The following is a 15,747-nucleotide window of genomic DNA, read 5'->3' as shown; positions in this document are numbered from 1 at the left end:
GCGGCGTAGCAAACCTGATTATCGCGCCAGTCGTCCTGCCCCTCGTTGCCGGCGCCGGCATGCTGCTCCTTAGCGGAGAACGACACCGCAACATCATGGCTGCCGTCAATGTTGCCGTAACCTTTGCGCTCGCTTGCATCGCGATTGCTTTGCTTAAAATGTCGGATGCGGGTCAGACGGGGATCAGCCAAGTCTATCGTATCGGCGATTGGCCGGCTCCGTTTGGAATTGTGCTCGTTCTGGATCGTCTCTCCGCTCTTATGCTGCTCCTCACGAGCACACTAGCCTTGGCCGCGGTGGTGTTCTCGCTCGCCCGCTGGCATCGTGCCGGCGCGCATTTCCATCCCCTCTTTCAGTTCCTGTTAATGGGCCTCAATGGCGCCTTCCTTACGGGTGATCTCTTCAACTTGTTTGTTTTCTTCGAGCTATTGCTGGCGGCGTCATATGGTCTTCTTCTGCATGGCTCCGGCCTTGCGCGGGTGAAGGCCGGGTTGCATTACATCGTAGTGAACCTGGTGGCATCGCTGCTGTTTCTGATCGGCGTCAGTCTGATCTACGGCGTTACCGGGACCCTCAATATGGCAGACCTTGCTGCACGGGTACCAATCATCGCTGCGGAGAACCGCGGTTTGCTCGAGGCGGGTGCCGGCATCCTGGCGATGGCTTTCCTGCTCAAAGCCGGAATGTGGCCCCTATGTTTCTGGCTGCCGACGACCTACGCAGCAGCCAGTCCGCCCGTGGCCTCGATCTTTGCGATCATGACGAAAGTCGGCGTCTATATCGTACTGCGACTCTCGCTATTGCTTTTTGGCGACGGTGCTGGCGCATCGGCGGGCTTCGGCAGCAGCTGGTTGTTGTTCGGCGGGTTGGCGACGATCGTATTCGGCGCAATCGGCACCTTGGCATCGCAAGACACGGCCCGTCTCGCCGCTTTTTCGGTGCTCGTATCCTCTGGAACGGTGCTGGCCGCCACCGGGATGGGACAAACAGGTGTCACCGGTGGAGCGCTCTTTTATCTGGTTAGCTCGACGCTCGGCATCAGCGCGTTCTTCCTTCTGGTCGAACTGATCGAGCGCGGGCGCGAACCTGGGGCGGACATGATCGCCGTCACGCGAGAGGCTTACGGAGAAGATGATGACGCGGACCAAGGGGAAGAGGAGGTCGGCATGGCCATCGTGGCCACGATGGGGCTGCTCGGTGTTGCTTTCATCGGGTGTGCGCTTGTCATCGCCGGGTTACCGCCGTTGTCGGGGTTCATCGCCAAATTCGCTCTCCTTACCGCCGTCCTCCATCCGTCAGAGATACACCGGACGGGTGCCATTCCTGGCAGTGGATGGGCGATCCTCGTGATACTAATCTCGTCCGGCTTTGCGACACTGGTCGCGATGACGCGAGCGGGCATCCGCTCCTTCTGGGCCTCGCCGGATCGCACCGTGCCGCGTGTGCGCGTGATCGAGATGGCGCCAGTCATGTTCCTCTTGATCCTTTGCGCGGCCCAAACCGTACAAGCCGGACCGGTCATGCGTTTCATGCAGGCTACAGCGCAGTCGCTGCACGCGTCGGGCGGCTACATCCGCGACGTCCTGGAGACCAGCGGACACAGCACCCGAAAGGCAGGCGGCATATGACACGACTGCTACCTTTTCCGTTCGTGAGTTTCGGCCTTCTGGTGCTGTGGCTGCTGCTCAATCAAACAACCTCATTAGGACAGTTCTTCATCGGTTGCGTGATCGCGCTTGTCGGCGGCTGGATCCTGACCACCCTGCAGTTGCCAAGAGCGCGCGTTCGCCGGCCGAGTGCCCTCCTCCGATTGTTGGGCCTGGTGTCGTTGGACATCATGCGCTCAAACATCGCGGTCGGCCGGATCATTCTCGGCTTTGGAAGGCGACAGCGAACATCAGGGTTCGTGACCATCCCCCTCGACATCCGCAATCCCTATGGGCTGGCCCTATTAGCTTGCATCATCACTTCGACTCCCGGCACGCTGTGGGTCAACCTCGATGCACAGAAGGGCTTGTTGATGATCCATGTTCTTGACCTGATCGATGAAGGCGAGTGGATCCGCACGATCAAGGGCCGCTACGAACGTCATCTGCTGGAGATATTCGCATGACCCCCCTCGTGCTGACATACTCGCTTGCCGTCGCACATATACTGCTGGGGATGGCCATGGGCTGCGCCGCCTTCCGCATCTTGCGGGGCCCGCGCGCACAGGATCGCGTGCTGGGCTTCGACACATTGTATGTAAACGGGATGTTATTGCTTCTGACGTTCGGTATCCGATCGGGTAACACGCTCTATTTCGAGGCGGCTCTGGCGATGGCCTTCTTAGGTTTTGTGGGCACCGTTGCTTTGGCCAAATTCCTGCTACGCGGCGAGGTGATCGAATGAACGCTATCGAACAAGTGCCGGCTTGGGCTGCTGCTCTGACGGCAGCTCTCCTTTTGATGGGTGCGGCGGTCACGTTGGTCGGCTCGCTCGGTCTCTTGCGGCTCGGCACCTTCTACGAGCGGGTCCATGCGCCGACGCTGGGGACAACGCTCGGCACCGTATTCGTCGCGCTTGCTTCAATCGTTTACTTTTCAGTCCTCCAGAGCCGGCCCGTGCTGCACGAAATCCTGATTATTGGGTTAGGTGCCGTGACCACGCCCGTCGCTCTGACCCTATTGGTAGGCGCTGCGCGGTTTCGCGACACAGCCGAAAACGCGCCCCACGTTCGCGAGCGATACAGCGACTAATGTCCTGCTCGCGCCTACGGGGTGGCGACACTATTGCCGCTTAGGTGGCACAGCCAGAATGTCCACATTCAACGAACGCAGGACTTCTTCGGTGACGCTTCCGAGCAGCACCTTCAGCAATCCAGAACGGCCATGCGTTCCAATGACCACAAGATCAGGCCTCATCCTATCGACTCCCGCTGAGATTACTTCGAAAGCACCACCTTCCTCAATGCGCAGAGACGCTCCAAGCCCACCAAGATCGTTCTCGAGCAAGAACGCCGTCAGGTCCTCCGTCACCTCTTGACGTTCGTTCGATACGTACTCGTCGATGTCGGCTTGATCGAGACCCGCCATCGACATCTTCCCCTTCCCCACCGGCAGGAATGCGTGAAGGATCTCCAGGCGGGCTCCGTCGATCAGCCCCACGGTTCGGGCAGCCCTGATCGCGTTCGCGGATGCGTCCGACAAGTCGACAGGAGTCAGCACAACCTCGTAAGGTGCGCTCACTTCGTTATTTACCATAAGCACCGGATGACGTCCGGTACGGATCACGCGCTCAATTGTCGTGCCGACGAAGATATCGCGCAATAACTGCTTGCGGTGTGCACCCATCACGATGAGATCAGCGGTTTGCGCCGCCGCTGTCCGAACGATGGCGTCGAAAGGGTCACCCTTTACAACGATCGGGTGGCATCGTACGTCGCGCAATTCTGATACAGCGCTGGTCAGCTCCGCAAGCATGCGCCCGCTCTCCCGCACCTCCATCTCAACGAGACGCTGCGGTTGATCATCATCCACAACATGGATGATGGCGAGTTCCGCGGCCTCGGCTTGAGCCAACTGGCCGGCTCGACGCAACGCCCGCTGGGAACGTGTGGAAAAATCCGTTGCTGCCAGGATCTGCATACGATCACTCCTAACGAAGATTCCCCAGGTCTACCCATCAAAAGACCCAGTCCGCCACTTTGTGATTCCCTCTCGTATCAGTTGGTCCCGTCCGATTATGAAAGCCACCCTTCGACGGAACGACAAGACGCGACGCGTTGTCGCTAGCCTTCTTGGCATTGGCGTGCAGATTATCTACGCGCCAGTCTGCACGTGTTATTGCGTGATAAGTCGGCTTCAACAACTCACGACACGGTTCTTGATGTCGGCCATCCTACCAGTTCTGCAGTCGGCGTGGCCGAAAGCTCGGTGCCGAGAACTGCGGCTCGACGCAGCGTCTTCGGTGCAGGATTAGCAACGATGATGATTTGAAATCACAATTAAATTCGTTTGTCCGATCATACCCTTGGTGAAATACAAGCTCTTAAACCACTCAAGCCAAACGGTGCTGATCCGTCCGAGGAGGCTTCAATGTCACGGAACGTAATACGACTGGCCCTCACCGATCGTCGCGAGCTTTTAACCGTCGGTGCCGCTATCGCAGCGTTAGTGCCACTCTCCGGAAGTGCCTTCGCGGCCAGCAGACATTCTCACCGCGCCAAAAGAAAGGCCCGCACCGATAAAACGTTCGAGACCGCAGCGCTTCTTCGAGATCTTTGGATAGGACATATCTTTTGGGTAAGAGCGGTCTCGGTAGCCACGATCGAAAAGCACGACGCCGCCGCAACAATAGCAGAGCAACAAGCCGTCACCAACGCGCAGTCCATCGCCGCGACCATCGAACCATTTTACGGAGCAGCGGCCAAGGACACCTTCTTCAAGCTCCTCGCGGGGCACTATGGTGCTGTAAAGGCCTACCTTGTGGCGACGGTCGCAGACGACGCTACCAAGCAAGGCACGGCAACTCAATCTCTGACGTCGAACGCTGAGGAGATTGCAAGCTTCTTAAGCAAAGCAAACCCTTTTTTGCCGAAGAATGCAGTTAACAACCTTCTTTTGGCGCATGGCGGTCATCACATCCAGCAGATCCAACAATTGAAAGGTCGCAAGTACGAAGCCGAGGCTCACACCTGGGAAGAGATGAAAGATCACATCTATCAAATTGCCGATGCTACCGCTGAAGCGCTAGCAAAGCAGTTTGCCGATAAATTTTCCTGAGCTTCGATACAGACGATCTGTACGAGCGTGGAAGTGAAATAACGACGACTTGACGTTTCTGATTTCATGATTAGCTCGTAGGTATGATGATGTCTAAAGCGCTCCCCCTACAATCTCGCGTGGGCCTCCTGCAAGCTGGCGGGTAGCCCGGACGGCTTTACGCCGGCCGGGATGATTCTATCCAATTTTTGCAATCTCACCTACTCGATCCGCTTGGCACGCGTCGTTGCACGCCTGCCAGGCGGAACGGTCGTAGCTCGCGTGATAGAGGAGTGATGATGTCAATGTTGCTAATACTAACAGCGACTGTCCTGATTTTGTGGCTAGGCCTGGTGTTGTTTTTTGACCCCGATGGATTCAGCGCACCGAGACCTCGTCGGAGCCCCAGCGGGGCCAAGAACGCCCTGACTGATCGTCGGACCAACGCTTAACAAGCAATCAGCCGGCAGCTAACGCCGGAAGCCGCAGTGCAGACCGCCTAAGGAAGATAACGTAATGACTTCGGTGCCGTCCGACCGCCGATGCTTACCTAGCAAAACGGCGACTTGGCGAGCATGAATCAGGGAAATTGAGATGACAATTGAAAAGACAGTCACCATGGCGAGGAGCGACGTCAAGCCCGCGATCATCCTCTCAGCAAAGGACTATAATCGGCTTTCCACGCTTGGCGCGCGCGGCTCAGAACAGACTGCCTGATCTGGCGTCTGAGTTGGCCGCGGAGGTCGGCCGCGCGTACGTGCTAGGCCGGGACGAAATAGCGAACCAGTTCGTGGGCATGAACGACGACGTCGAATTTCGCGATGATACGACGGGGCGTGCCCGTCGGGTTACACTCGTGTATCCTGACGAAGCCGACATCTCGCAAGGGAAGATCTCCGTGATGACCCCGGTCGGAACAGCCCTAATTGGCCTGCGGACCGGACACTCGATCACGTGGGAAACGCCCCTTGGAGAGACGCGGCAACTCACCGTAATCTCGGTCCGCAAACTTCATCGGCGCTGACACGATGCTTGACCGTGCGACGTTGTAAACCCGTCGCACGGAAGCGTTGTATACATTGCCTGCCCTACTCGCCTTGCCCGCATTTTCCTCACATGGGCTTTTCGAGTTGCGATACTTTCCTATCGGCGAGCATTGCGGCGTGGAGCGAAGAACCGTTATACTCTTTCGATCGCCGCTTGCAGTGCACCATTCGACCGACGCGTCTTCCGACAGTCCAATCAAGGCCGCGCCCAGCGGGCTCAACACCGAAACCGCGTTCGGTTCGCAAGACGTTTCGTCTGGCAGGGCGAGGACTATTCGCCTGTTCGCGCCGGCGACGTTGTCCCGTACATCTACGCGTGAGTTGACAGCCACAACATTCGTTGGAAGCTGATCATTAGGGACAATTGTCGCTCGATAGATCTCCCGCAATACGTTTGACGCAGCCGGCGCCATGCGACTATTCGTCAGCGCGGAGGTGGCAATAGCGTACAGATTCTCTCGATCCGTCTCTGAAATAATGACCGGGGGAAGCGTCACGGGATGATGGTACTCGGCGGCATCCATTTTCCAGGCTCCTGTCGTATCCAGCCACGCAAATTCTCGCTTACCACTCGCTTTCTACAAGCGAAAAAACTTGCGCCTCGGGCTCAAAACCATTGCTGCAATCCTCGAGACCAGCAGGTTGCTCGACAATCAGAAGACGTCTAGCGTTCGTCGCGGAGCCGATATCCGGGAGGCTAACCCATGGAAGACCGACTCTTGGCTGAGAGAATTCTCGATCAAATTGCCGATGCCGTTGTCTACGCAAACCGATCGGGCGAAATTGTCCGATGGAACCGCACGTCGACCAGTATATTTGGCTTCTCCGCGGAAGAGGCGCTCGGCCGGAGCCTCGATCTGATCATTCCAGAGCATCTGCGCGCCTCGCACTGGAGCGGCTTTAACGCAGCGATGACAACGGGCGCAACGAAGCTTCAAGGTCGTCCGACGCTGACCCGGGCGCTGCACAAAAGCGGACGCAAACTCTACGTCGAAATGACCTTTGCCATCGTCAAGGTCGACGAAGGCGAAGTGCTTGGTTCGGTCGCCGTGGCACGCGACGTCACCGAACGCGTCGAGCGAGAGCGTTCCGCAGTCCGCACGACCTGATCGGGATCGTAGCCATGCAGGACAAATCCTCTTCCATTACCAGATCGATCTTTAGTCATGGCGGTGTTGAGGCGCACACGTGATGTCGACAACCCGCTGCTACATGAGTGATGGGATCCTGTGGACATCGACATGAACGCGAAGAGCGTATGAACGTCGCATCCGCCGAACCCAGTTGAGCAAGAGAGACTGCCACAGGGACCTCGCTACCCACCGGCAAGCACCGCGCGATTTCCGGCTGGCACGGCCACTTGCTGGTGCACGTGGCCAGAGTTGCACAAAGATTGGTGCGAAACGCAGAAATTGCTGTTCGGCTGGGGCCAGAGACGCTCCGGCTTTGTTCCGGACAAAAAGCGGACGCCCAAGCTGTTCAAGCGTACCCAAGCGCTGATGATTGTTTGACCGACATGTAGTCACTCGGCAGCCTTGATGAAGCTTGCCGTCGAGGCGATCTCCAAAAACGTCCCAGCCAATTCGATGTCCAGGGACCTCATCTAGCATGACGGTTGCATTCAAATGTGAATTAAATTCATTTGCATGCTGCATCCTTCGATGAGAGACTATTGGCATCTTCATTCGTGCGCAGGCTTTTGTTGTCGATCGAGACTTGCTCAGCTCCAGCTGCCATTGTGTGGGCTTAAGCTTGTTTGCCAGCGAACGTATTGTAGAGGAACAGCTGGGTCACTTGGAGGTGGTATCGACCACAACCTCCATAGGTACATGACCAAAGTATCCCAAATAGGCGAACCGCCCCGTCCTGATCCATATTTCGCTGAGGAGCGAATGCCTCGGCTGGTTCAACTCGCCTGTCGGAGATGGGAACAGAAAGGCGCTACCCATGCGACGACTTAGCCCGGGCCAAATCGCTCTTATCGCAGTTCTCGTTGCCTTGCTCATTCTCACTGGCATATGGGCAACGATGGTATGGAACTCCTCCGGCGACGTCGTGATGGATAAGCACGGCTGGATCGCCCTCGGTCTCGGCACATTCTTTTCGCTTCTCATTGGATGCGGTCTGATGGCCCTCATGTTTTTCAGCAGCCGCAGCGGTCACGACGATGCGGCCGATCCGTTTAGGAAAGGGAGGGAGCCGCCCGCCGAGTAAAGCCGCCTGGAGGCCTCTTGCTGGTCAATGTCAGCCTTTGGCCTAGCCGAACAGGGCCATCGCCCGTCGTTACGTCGCGGCCAATCCAATTGTCGATATCGTGAAGATCATGAGTAGGCCTATGGCTACGAAAGCAGCGCCGATATCCAACATCCCGCTCGATCCAATTTGACACCAATGCTTTGAGGCACACCGGAATTGCTAACGTCGATAACGAGTGCTGATCGATCAGACGCCTCACCGTCGTACTATCACTCCGCTAATGACTTGGACCTGCTAGCATGAAGGTTCATCATCTTTATGCGCGCTCCTTCAATGCTATCGGCCACTGTTATCGGCGCGATGTTCATCAACGCCGCTGACCAATTGCACGTCAGCGTGTCCACAGCGTCACCCAATGAGCCCGGTCCGCTCGCTCCGCCCGCGAGGTGGAAGACGGCGCCCGCGTAACATACGCATATCGCGCACTGCGCCACTCCAACTCTTTCAAGTAACAACTTTCTTGATGCAAACTGACAATACTTTTCGCTTGTAGAACTTGGCTGAATAGCAAGTAGTTGTGCGCAGCAGCCAAGCAACACTCTGTCTGAAGAGTACGACGGCTGCAGATTCTCATCTCGTTCTCGCAGGGAAACGAAATCATGCGGAAAGCCCGGTTAGGCCAACAAGCGGACTTAGACGACACGACCCAACATTTCGCGTCCTCTCCTCGCAGGACGAATGCGGGCGACCCCAGTTACCTCGGTTATTGGTCTAGGGAAGAGATACTGAATTTTCTCAAAGAGCTTCTTGAAAGTGAACGCATCGGCGTCACTGCATATGCAGCAATCGGACGCACGGCCGACTCTCAGGTTGCAGACCTCGCTTTTGAGTCCGAACTGGCTCAGGCCGCGATTTGCATCCTTCTCAAAAAGGAGATGGCCGCAAGAGGTGGCGCCAACATAATTCGTCGCAAGAGGACAACCGCTGTTCCTAACAGCGATTGCAGCTTCGGACGGACAATCGGATTCGCAAGCCGCAACCAGGCTAGGCTGGCCGATATGATTGAGGAAGCCGTCCTGAACATCTTCGATTCAAAATTGAATGCGAAGCTTATGTACTTGCTGCTGCTGCACCGTAAACAGGTCGAGCAGCTTGAAACGTTTGTTACCTAGCTCGCTCTGGTCCGACCTTCATGATTTCCGTCCATTCTTTCGCGAGATGGTTGGATTGACGGGGACAATTGCTTCAAGTCGAGCGTTGAATCGAATGATCGGAGCCGCACCAAGATACAATTGTGCTGCACCACATGTATAAGATGGATGGAGTTCGTCATGAGCGCAAAAACCTTTACACAACGAAAAAAGAGAGAAATCGACCGTCGGTTAGATGAGGAGTTGGAGGGCACATTTCCAGCAAGCGATCCCCCGAAGATTACCCGCTCGTCAGCAGACTCCTCCAGCGTCGTGGTCCGAACACGGAGAAACGCTAGCGGACCAACGGTCCAACGGAGGCACCTATCAATTTCGTGATTATGAATTGTCAATATTTGTCGCTTGTCAGACGCTGCTGACGGCGCCCAGGATACCGCAGCCCCGATAGCGCAACGATGCCGCACCGTTTGCCAACCGGACATTTCCTTCGAGAGTGGGAGCGTAATATGACCGAACTATCTGGTCTCGAATCCCAGTATGATGCTTTCCTATTCGCTTCGGTTTGCGAGACAGATGAGATGACATTGAGCGTCTTGTCCCTACTCGCCCGTCAGGATGTCGATCCCTGGCAGGAGGCGGCTCGCCTGACTCAGCTTCCTGAGGCTCAGGCGATAAACAGCCTTGCTACAAAGATCTGGAAATCGAATAGCGACCATTGGTCGCCGTCAGAGGCGAGCATAGTGGCGGTTCGTTTGATCGATCTTCTGCCGTCACATGGTCATCCCCGCTCTACTCCGCTCTCGGCGGGCGATGGTAACGGCAGGTTGACGTTTTGGGTGGTCGCCGGGATGCTATTTATGTCGATCGCCATTTCGGGAAACAGCATGCAGAGCTTAACCAAGGACTCCGGCGATCCGACCCACGTGGTCAGCAGAGCTGCACCGGAGCACACCGACACACGATCATCGCGCGGAATTGGAACAGATTAATCGAGATACGGGAGCAGTATCGATGGGCAGAAGGATTGTTGCTAAGAACGTCAAGCTAAGACGGGCATACGATGCCGATCGCTCCGGTGACGGGACTCGAATACTGATCGACCGTCTTTGGCCTCGTGGGGTCAGGAAAGTAGATGCTGCCATTGACCTGTGGGCCAAGGACATTGCACCCAGCACTGCGCTGCGGAGGAGGTTCGGGCATGATCCGGCTCGTTGGAACGAGTTTCGACGCCGCTACTCCGAAGAGGTCCATCAGCACGGCGACCGGCTCGACAAACTACGCGCTCTCGCCCAAGGAGGACGGATTACACTCATTTTTGCAGCGCATGATAAGGCTCATAACGACGCGGTCGTTCTGAGAGAGATTTTGCTTGGCCGGAGTATCCCACGAGGGCCTCATTCTCGCTCGACTTCGTCCCACCGTAGGCGATCGCGGTTTCGCTAGCCGAACGTCATCGATCGGATACTTTTCCGCTGAAGCGGCTTCGTCGCGTTCGTAGGTTCGCAAGACGTTTGCAAACAGGCTGGCCCAGATTACATGTGTGACGAGGCAGTTCGCCCGGTCTATCGCCCTCAGTGCACTCGGTGATCAGTAATGATCATTGCGAAAGAAACACCCATGAACGACTTCGAGCGAAATCGTGTTGAACAAAGGCCGCCTATCGTCTTGACGGCATCGGACCGTGAACGGTTGTTCGCGTTGCTTGGCGCCTCGCCGGCGGCATTGAACACGGAGGTTGCTTGTTTTCTTCGCGAGGAGATCGAGCGTGCGGATGTTGCGCCAGATGATGTCGCGCCTAATTCGGTCGTAAGGCTCGATTGTGACGTAAAATTCGTGGATCACGCAGATGCACGAATTCAACAAGCTCAGCTTGTCTTCCCGGGCGAGGCTCAGCGCGGCCACTGCATCTCGGTGCTAACTCCGATCGGAAGTGCGTTGATCGGTCTTGGGCCGGGGCAATCGATTCGTTGGATCGAGCAAGGTAGAGAGCGTAGCCTCGCGGTTCTTGAAGTGGGATCGAGGAACACGTCGGCAATGCGACGGCTAATGAAAGTTACGAAGGAGCACCCTTGTCGAACGGAAGCTTAGAGACATGACGATTCGCTTCTTTACAATCGGGCATTCCACCCGCTCCTTCAGTGAGTTCATGAACTTGCTGAGGTCGCAAGAGGTGAAGCTTGTCGTCGATGTTCGAAGCATTCCGCGCTCGCTGACCAATCCCCAGTACAATGCGGGCCGGTTCGCTGACGCACTGTCCGAGTATGAAATCGGCTACGAACATATCCCCGAGCTAGGGGGACTCCGCGGCAGGGGGCGAGACGTTCCGGCGAGCGTGAATGCGTTCTGGGAGAATCGGAGCTTTCACAATTATGCAGACTACGCAATGAGCGCTGAGTTTCGGTCCGGCCTCGCCAGGCTGCGCAAACTTGGACACGGGACCACATCTGCAATAATGTGTGCCGAGGCCGTCTGGTGGCGATGCCATCGAAGGATAATTACTGACTATCTCATCACGGCGGGCGAGACGGTATTCCACATCTTGGGGACCAATCAGGTCGTGCCAGCATCTCTCACTCGAGAGGCTGTGCTGTTGCCAGACGGCTCGCTCTCCTACCCGGGCCCTCCTTTTCCCAGAACAAAATGCTTGCAGCAAAGCGCTAATTGAGTTCGTTTGTCTGAACCGAAGGTCACGCCTACTTCTTCCTTAACGCATCCCTTCGATCTGGAATCGCAGAAGAGAGCGTTATGGAGGCGTCATGTTTACCCGGAAACGCCCGTATCTGATCTCGGCAGTCCTTTTGTTGGCCGTCGCGATCCCCCCTACCGACCTTCTGCTTCTGACTCGAACACCTCTTCTGCTGGAATCGATGAGTGTGATCGCACTAGCGTTCTCAGCCATCGTGGCACTGGCCGCGTGGTGCTTGTCGTCCGATCGTGATGGCGTCGGCATTACCTTGTGGGATGTTTCGGGCGCGTATGCATTCATTGGATTTGCAGCGGGAATGCTTAGCGATCCGCAACAAGTGCTAGAGCTCTGATCCGTGTCATCGGCGCCAGTTCGATAATGGATCGGACAACTCGTTCAACAGACCGGATCACCCTTCGGGAAGTCAGACGTCTCGACGATGCTCCATTTCAAACGAAGTCATGGCACTACTTCAGTCGTTTTGATCGACTTGGTCTTGGCCGTTGACAACGCCATTGTCATCGGCTTGGCGCGCGGCAGGATTACCGCTGCAGCAACGCACGAAAGCTGTGCTGGTAGGTATAATCGCAGCGACGGTCCTGCACATAACGTTAGCTGCATCCACTTCCCAGTTGTTACAGGTCGTAGGCCTAGTGCTTGCGGGTGGCGTTCTTTCGCTTTGGGTGAGCTGGAAGATGTTCCGAGAATTGCGGCTCTCCGCTGAGGGGCACGACGACGCTATCGAAGCAATGAGCAATATGGACATCAATGATGACGGGACAATTGTAACTCATGCACCGCGGAAGTCCTTTGCTCAGGCTGCAAGTCAGATCATTGTGGCCGACGTCTCAATGTCCCTCGACAACGTGCTGGCTGTTGCAGGAGCCGCGCGAGAGCACCTTTCTGTTCTGATTATTGGGCTTGGTTTATCAGTTGCTCTGATGGGGATAGCGGCGGGCTATATCGCTCGCCTATTGCACAGGCACCGGTGGATCGCATATGTGGGATTGCTTGTAATCCTGTATGTCGCCGTAGATATGATCTGGCGCGGGATGAGCGAGGTTTGGCCGCTGATAGGGCAATCATGATTGCTGATGAGTATCAGCCCGGCCTTGCTGCCTTCGCGTGACGCGAGCCCACGGGGTACGTGCAGACTTGGAAGAGCCGGCGGCGGCGTGATATTCTGATCGAGCGCAATTATAGATACTTGGGATGATAACCGCTTAATCAAGACGGTCGAAGGCGGGTGCCGTTTTGTCACCAACTGCTTCGACACCATTTTATCATTTCTCGACTCAGAAGGTACGGTCTTTGAGACGTTCGCGCCTCTTGATTCGTCCGAGAACGACCTGCCTCACGAGCTAATGCCTGTGCTTGTGCGTGCTCAATTGTGCATGACCGCGGGGATGATCGAGACCTCCTTCCGAAAGCCACGCGTCGGTGCTCCTCGCTGCCCTTTCGATCAACTCGCTGGTCTTCGAGAAATCATATGGCGACTCGGTCAGCGGAGAGAGCGGCGGCACAACAAAATAGTCGATGCTATGATCAAGGCCCCGCAACTCGTTTACTAGTTGACGCGCGATCAGCAAAGTCAGCGCGTGCAGGGCATTCGCGACGGCCCCGGCCGGCGGCTTCTCGAGAGCGCAGGCGTAACCGGTAGGGAGAACAATCAGGCGCCGCGCGCCACGGGCAACCGCTACGGTGACCGGGGTGCTGCTCGATACCGCTCCATCCGCAAGATAAAGATCGTTGAAGTGCACTGGCTCGAACGCCGCCGGAACGGCAGCGCTCGCGATGATGGCTCGCGCCGCCGGACCTTCCGACATCACGACGGTACCGCCGGTCAAGATATCGGTCGCAACGATATGCACCGGAAGTTTTGCATCCTCCAGATTGCAGTAGCCGAGATTGTCATCGACGAGCTGGCGCAGTGCATCAGACGTAACAAGAAAGTCCCGCCGATACAGAAAGCCCATTATCGTCCGCCACGTCAATGGAAACACGTCGCTCCGGCGCAAGCCGCGCCAGATCGTGTCCAGCCGTTGGATCCCTTCAAGCGTGGGATTTCCCGCGTAGTAGGCGCCATTGAGCGCGCCGACGCTTGAGCCGACGACCATGTCGGCGACAATCCCGCGGCTTGCCAGTGAATGCAGCATGCCGACGTGAATGGCACCCAAGCTGCCACCACCTGCGAACACGAAAGCGGTTCTCGATCGCTCGTCGTAGCTGGACACGGGATGCTGGCTCCTGCGTTTGAAAGGGTTTCACTGCAAGATTGGGTGGACGCGAACCCGCGAACTGGCAGTAGAGAGCGACGTCTGCGTCACACTCCTCATGCTGAACTGCTCGAAACGATTCTGAAGCGCGGGCGTCGCGACAACAGTCAGGCGACTTCAGCGCATCGCGTTTCGCTCCATGGCTAGTTCGGCCTGCAGGCTGGCAAGGTCGCGGTAGATCGAGGCGACCGCAAGCACGCGACTCTTGCTTTTGTACTTCAGCAGGCAGTCCCTGGCCGCGATGCTACTGTCGAGAGCAATCTCATCCAACGTCTCCGCGTGACCGACGTAGTTGATCCTTACGTCGTAATGCTTACTCCAGAAAAATGGCACCGCATCGAACGCCTCACGCTGTCCCAGCATGTTCCGAGCGGCGGTTTGTCCCTGACGCTCCGCCACCACCCAATGCTCGACCCGGATATTTTGGCCTGAATGCGGATCGGGCCAGCGCGCGATATCACCCGCCGCATAGATCCCGGCGACGCTGGTTTCAAGATAGGCGTTCACGGTAACTCCGCGCTCCAGCGATAGACGAGCCCGTTCGGCTAGGCCGAGCCGCGGACGCACGCCGACGCCGACGACCACAACGTCAGTCTCCAATACGCCACCGCTTTTCAGTATCACACGTTTGCCATCGATCTCGGCCACGGTATCACCGAGATGAAAGATAACGCCCTGGTCTTCGTGCAGCGCGCGTACGAACTCTCCCATATTGGGTCCAAGCACGCGCTCCATCGGCCGTTGCTCCGGCGCAACGACGTGGACTTCGATGTCTCGTGCACGCGATGCCGCCGCGGCTTCGAGGCCGATGAAGCTGGCACCGATCACGAGAGCGCGGCGTGCGCCGTTCAGAGACCCGATGATCGCCCGACAATCCCCAAGCGAGCGCAGCGTGTGGAAGTGCGGCTGGTCCGCGCCCGGGATCAGCAACTTCACCGGCTCCGCACCTGTCGCCAGCAGTAAGCGGTCGAAGGGGATATCGCCGCCACCTGCGATGACGACGTTGCGTGCCTTGGTGTCGATCGAGAGGACCTCTGTGTTGAGCCGCAGATCGATACCGGCTTCAGCGTAGAAGCCGCCTGGACCCAACGGCAACCATTCTTCCGGCGCGGTGCCAGCGAGATACTCCTTTGACAGGTTCGGCCGATCGACTGGCGACACGGTATCGTTGCTCAGCATGACAATGCTGCCGCGAAACTCCTGCCGCCTCAGCATCTCCGCCGCAGCGAATCCCGCTGCTCCGCCGCCGACGATCACGATCTTGCCGGGCGCATCAACGGGTCCCTTGCCAAGCGGTTTCGGTTGTTCGCGCTTTTGCCGAACGAAGATGCAATCGCCTTCGTACTCGATCTGCCAGACCGCGAGCGGAGTGAGCGCCGGTGCGCGGGTTGCTTCCCCGGTGCGCAAATCAAAACAGGCGTTCCGCCAGGGGCAGCGGATGCTGTCGCCGACCACGAGCCCTTCGGCGAGCGGTCCGTGATAGTGACTGCAATGCGCGTCGACGGCGAAGATCTCCGGGCCGACGCGTACCAGCAGAACATCCTGATCGTCGACATGCCCAAGTAGGGTCTCGTTCGTGAACATGCTCAGCGCGATGCCTTGCGTAAGGTCCGGACCACTGGACTTGGCTCTTTCTTCCACCATGTTCCC

Annotated in this window: 18 protein-coding genes and 1 pseudogene; 15 read left to right on the top strand and 4 right to left on the bottom strand. The window is 57.1% G+C overall.

The features are described from left to right. Positions 1-59: 59 nt before the first annotated feature. Genes RX328_RS15220 through mnhG form a run of 4 tightly spaced genes read left to right on the top strand, consistent with a single transcriptional unit; the run spans position 60 to position 2,738 of the window. Entirely contained in the window at positions 60-1,628 is a 1,569-nt protein-coding gene (locus RX328_RS15220; protein WP_249726555.1) for a monovalent cation/H+ antiporter subunit D, read from the top strand. Continuing rightward, positions 1,625-2,113 (top strand): Na+/H+ antiporter subunit E, encoded by a 489-nt coding sequence (locus tag RX328_RS15215; protein ID WP_213252490.1) that lies wholly within the window; start codon positions 1,625-1,627, stop codon positions 2,111-2,113. Before RX328_RS15220 ends, RX328_RS15215 begins: the two co-directional genes overlap by 4 nt. Further along, positions 2,110-2,391: a K+/H+ antiporter subunit F gene (locus tag RX328_RS15210; protein ID WP_213252489.1), complete on the top strand. Its 282-nt coding sequence runs from the start codon at positions 2,110-2,112 to the stop codon at positions 2,389-2,391. Before RX328_RS15215 ends, RX328_RS15210 begins: the two co-directional genes overlap by 4 nt. Continuing rightward, positions 2,388-2,738 carry a monovalent cation/H(+) antiporter subunit G gene (gene mnhG / locus RX328_RS15205; protein ID WP_213252488.1) on the top strand — a complete coding sequence of 117 codons (351 nt, stop codon included), beginning with the start codon at positions 2,388-2,390 and terminating at the stop codon, positions 2,736-2,738. The genes RX328_RS15210 and mnhG overlap by 4 nt, the downstream gene beginning before the upstream one ends. A 30-nt stretch (positions 2,739-2,768) precedes the next feature. On the opposite strand, the gene RX328_RS15200 is transcribed toward mnhG, so the two are convergent. Further along, positions 2,769-3,626: a universal stress protein gene (locus RX328_RS15200; protein WP_213252487.1), complete on the bottom strand. Its 858-nt coding sequence runs from the start codon at positions 3,624-3,626 to the stop codon at positions 2,769-2,771. A gap of 450 nt (positions 3,627-4,076) precedes the next feature. Between RX328_RS15200 and RX328_RS15195 the strand changes: the two genes are divergently transcribed. The 3 genes from RX328_RS15195 (at position 4,077) to rnk (ending at position 5,766) form a co-directional block, all read left to right on the top strand. Then, positions 4,077-4,763 (top strand): hypothetical protein, encoded by a 687-nt coding sequence (locus RX328_RS15195; RefSeq protein WP_213252486.1) that lies wholly within the window; start codon positions 4,077-4,079, stop codon positions 4,761-4,763. A 573-nt stretch (positions 4,764-5,336) separates the two neighbouring features. Further along, the gene (locus tag RX328_RS15190; RefSeq protein ID WP_283772379.1) at positions 5,337-5,459 is read left to right on the top strand and encodes a hypothetical protein; all 123 of its coding nucleotides are present in this window, start codon (positions 5,337-5,339) and stop codon (positions 5,457-5,459) included. Continuing rightward, positions 5,428-5,766, top strand: coding sequence for a nucleoside diphosphate kinase regulator (gene rnk / locus RX328_RS15185; RefSeq protein ID WP_312018035.1), 339 nt, complete (start codon positions 5,428-5,430; stop codon positions 5,764-5,766). Before RX328_RS15190 ends, rnk begins: the two co-directional genes overlap by 32 nt. On the opposite strand, the gene RX328_RS15180 is transcribed toward rnk, so the two are convergent. After that, positions 5,665-6,312: a GreA/GreB family elongation factor gene (locus tag RX328_RS15180; RefSeq protein ID WP_213252485.1), complete on the bottom strand. Its 648-nt coding sequence runs from the start codon at positions 6,310-6,312 to the stop codon at positions 5,665-5,667. The two genes, rnk and RX328_RS15180, sit on opposite strands and share 102 nt — an antisense overlap. A gap of 180 nt (positions 6,313-6,492) precedes the next feature. On the opposite strand from RX328_RS15180, the gene RX328_RS15175 reads away from it, so the two are divergent. From RX328_RS15175 to RX328_RS15140, 8 genes and pseudogenes are all read left to right on the top strand, one after another. Then, positions 6,493-6,897 carry a PAS domain-containing protein gene (locus RX328_RS15175; protein WP_213252484.1) on the top strand — a complete coding sequence of 135 codons (405 nt, stop codon included), beginning with the start codon at positions 6,493-6,495 and terminating at the stop codon, positions 6,895-6,897. A gap of 1,746 nt (positions 6,898-8,643) precedes the next feature. Continuing rightward, positions 8,644-9,156, top strand: a complete 513-nt coding sequence (locus RX328_RS15170) for a DUF6306 domain-containing protein (RefSeq protein WP_213252483.1) — start codon at positions 8,644-8,646, stop codon at positions 9,154-9,156. Positions 9,157-9,641: 485 nt separating this feature from the next. Continuing rightward, positions 9,642-10,124 (top strand): hypothetical protein, encoded by a 483-nt coding sequence (locus tag RX328_RS15165; protein ID WP_213252482.1) that lies wholly within the window; start codon positions 9,642-9,644, stop codon positions 10,122-10,124. A 22-nt stretch (positions 10,125-10,146) separates the two neighbouring features. Beyond that, a complete protein-coding gene (locus tag RX328_RS15160) occupies positions 10,147-10,578 on the top strand; it encodes a DUF488 domain-containing protein (RefSeq protein ID WP_213252481.1) in 432 nt (143 codons plus the stop codon). A gap of 150 nt (positions 10,579-10,728) precedes the next feature. Further along, positions 10,729-11,223, top strand: coding sequence for a GreA/GreB family elongation factor (locus tag RX328_RS15155; RefSeq protein WP_213252480.1), 495 nt, complete (start codon positions 10,729-10,731; stop codon positions 11,221-11,223). Positions 11,224-11,227: 4 nt separating this feature from the next. After that, positions 11,228-11,800, top strand: coding sequence for a DUF488 family protein (locus RX328_RS15150; RefSeq protein WP_213252479.1), 573 nt, complete (start codon positions 11,228-11,230; stop codon positions 11,798-11,800). A 91-nt stretch (positions 11,801-11,891) separates the two neighbouring features. Further along, positions 11,892-12,173, top strand: coding sequence for a hypothetical protein (locus RX328_RS15145; protein ID WP_213252478.1), 282 nt, complete (start codon positions 11,892-11,894; stop codon positions 12,171-12,173). An 87-nt stretch (positions 12,174-12,260) separates the two neighbouring features. After that, positions 12,261-12,909, top strand: a pseudogene (locus RX328_RS15140) (TerC family protein). Positions 12,910-13,182: 273 nt separating this feature from the next. Here the strand turns inward: RX328_RS15140 and RX328_RS15135 are convergent. After that, on the bottom strand, positions 13,183-14,055 hold the full coding sequence (locus tag RX328_RS15135) for a patatin-like phospholipase family protein (RefSeq protein WP_312018034.1): 873 nt from the start codon (positions 14,053-14,055) through the stop codon (positions 13,183-13,185). Positions 14,056-14,214: 159 nt separating this feature from the next. Beyond that, on the bottom strand, positions 14,215-15,741 hold the full coding sequence (locus tag RX328_RS15130) for an FAD-dependent oxidoreductase (RefSeq protein ID WP_213252477.1): 1,527 nt from the start codon (positions 15,739-15,741) through the stop codon (positions 14,215-14,217). Between the last annotated feature and the right edge of the window lie 6 nt (positions 15,742-15,747).

Origin of the sequence: Bradyrhizobium sp. sBnM-33, assembly GCF_032917945.1 — a bacterium.
Classification (GTDB): domain Bacteria; phylum Pseudomonadota; class Alphaproteobacteria; order Rhizobiales; family Xanthobacteraceae; genus Bradyrhizobium.
This window is presented reverse-complemented; position numbering and strand designations above follow the sequence as displayed.

Coding starts and splice junctions, on each gene's coding strand:
- RX328_RS15220 (WP_249726555.1), top strand. CDS start 60: ATGCTGCTCCTTAGCGGAGAACGACACCGCAACATCATGGCTGCCGTC.
- RX328_RS15215 (WP_213252490.1), top strand. CDS start 1,625: ATGACACGACTGCTACCTTTTCCGTTCGTGAGTTTCGGCCTTCTGGTG.
- RX328_RS15210 (WP_213252489.1), top strand. CDS start 2,110: ATGACCCCCCTCGTGCTGACATACTCGCTTGCCGTCGCACATATACTG.
- mnhG (WP_213252488.1), top strand. CDS start 2,388: ATGAACGCTATCGAACAAGTGCCGGCTTGGGCTGCTGCTCTGACGGCA.
- RX328_RS15200 (WP_213252487.1), bottom strand. CDS start 3,626: ATGCAGATCCTGGCAGCAACGGATTTTTCCACACGTTCCCAGCGGGCG.
- RX328_RS15195 (WP_213252486.1), top strand. CDS start 4,077: ATGTCACGGAACGTAATACGACTGGCCCTCACCGATCGTCGCGAGCTT.
- RX328_RS15190 (WP_283772379.1), top strand. CDS start 5,337: ATGACAATTGAAAAGACAGTCACCATGGCGAGGAGCGACGTCAAGCCC.
- RX328_RS15180 (WP_213252485.1), bottom strand. CDS start 6,312: ATGGATGCCGCCGAGTACCATCATCCCGTGACGCTTCCCCCGGTCATT.
- RX328_RS15175 (WP_213252484.1), top strand. CDS start 6,493: ATGGAAGACCGACTCTTGGCTGAGAGAATTCTCGATCAAATTGCCGAT.
- RX328_RS15170 (WP_213252483.1), top strand. CDS start 8,644: ATGCGGAAAGCCCGGTTAGGCCAACAAGCGGACTTAGACGACACGACC.
- RX328_RS15165 (WP_213252482.1), top strand. CDS start 9,642: ATGACCGAACTATCTGGTCTCGAATCCCAGTATGATGCTTTCCTATTC.
- RX328_RS15160 (WP_213252481.1), top strand. CDS start 10,147: ATGGGCAGAAGGATTGTTGCTAAGAACGTCAAGCTAAGACGGGCATAC.
- RX328_RS15155 (WP_213252480.1), top strand. CDS start 10,729: ATGATCATTGCGAAAGAAACACCCATGAACGACTTCGAGCGAAATCGT.
- RX328_RS15150 (WP_213252479.1), top strand. CDS start 11,228: ATGACGATTCGCTTCTTTACAATCGGGCATTCCACCCGCTCCTTCAGT.
- RX328_RS15145 (WP_213252478.1), top strand. CDS start 11,892: ATGTTTACCCGGAAACGCCCGTATCTGATCTCGGCAGTCCTTTTGTTG.
- RX328_RS15130 (WP_213252477.1), bottom strand. CDS start 15,741: ATGGTGGAAGAAAGAGCCAAGTCCAGTGGTCCGGACCTTACGCAAGGC.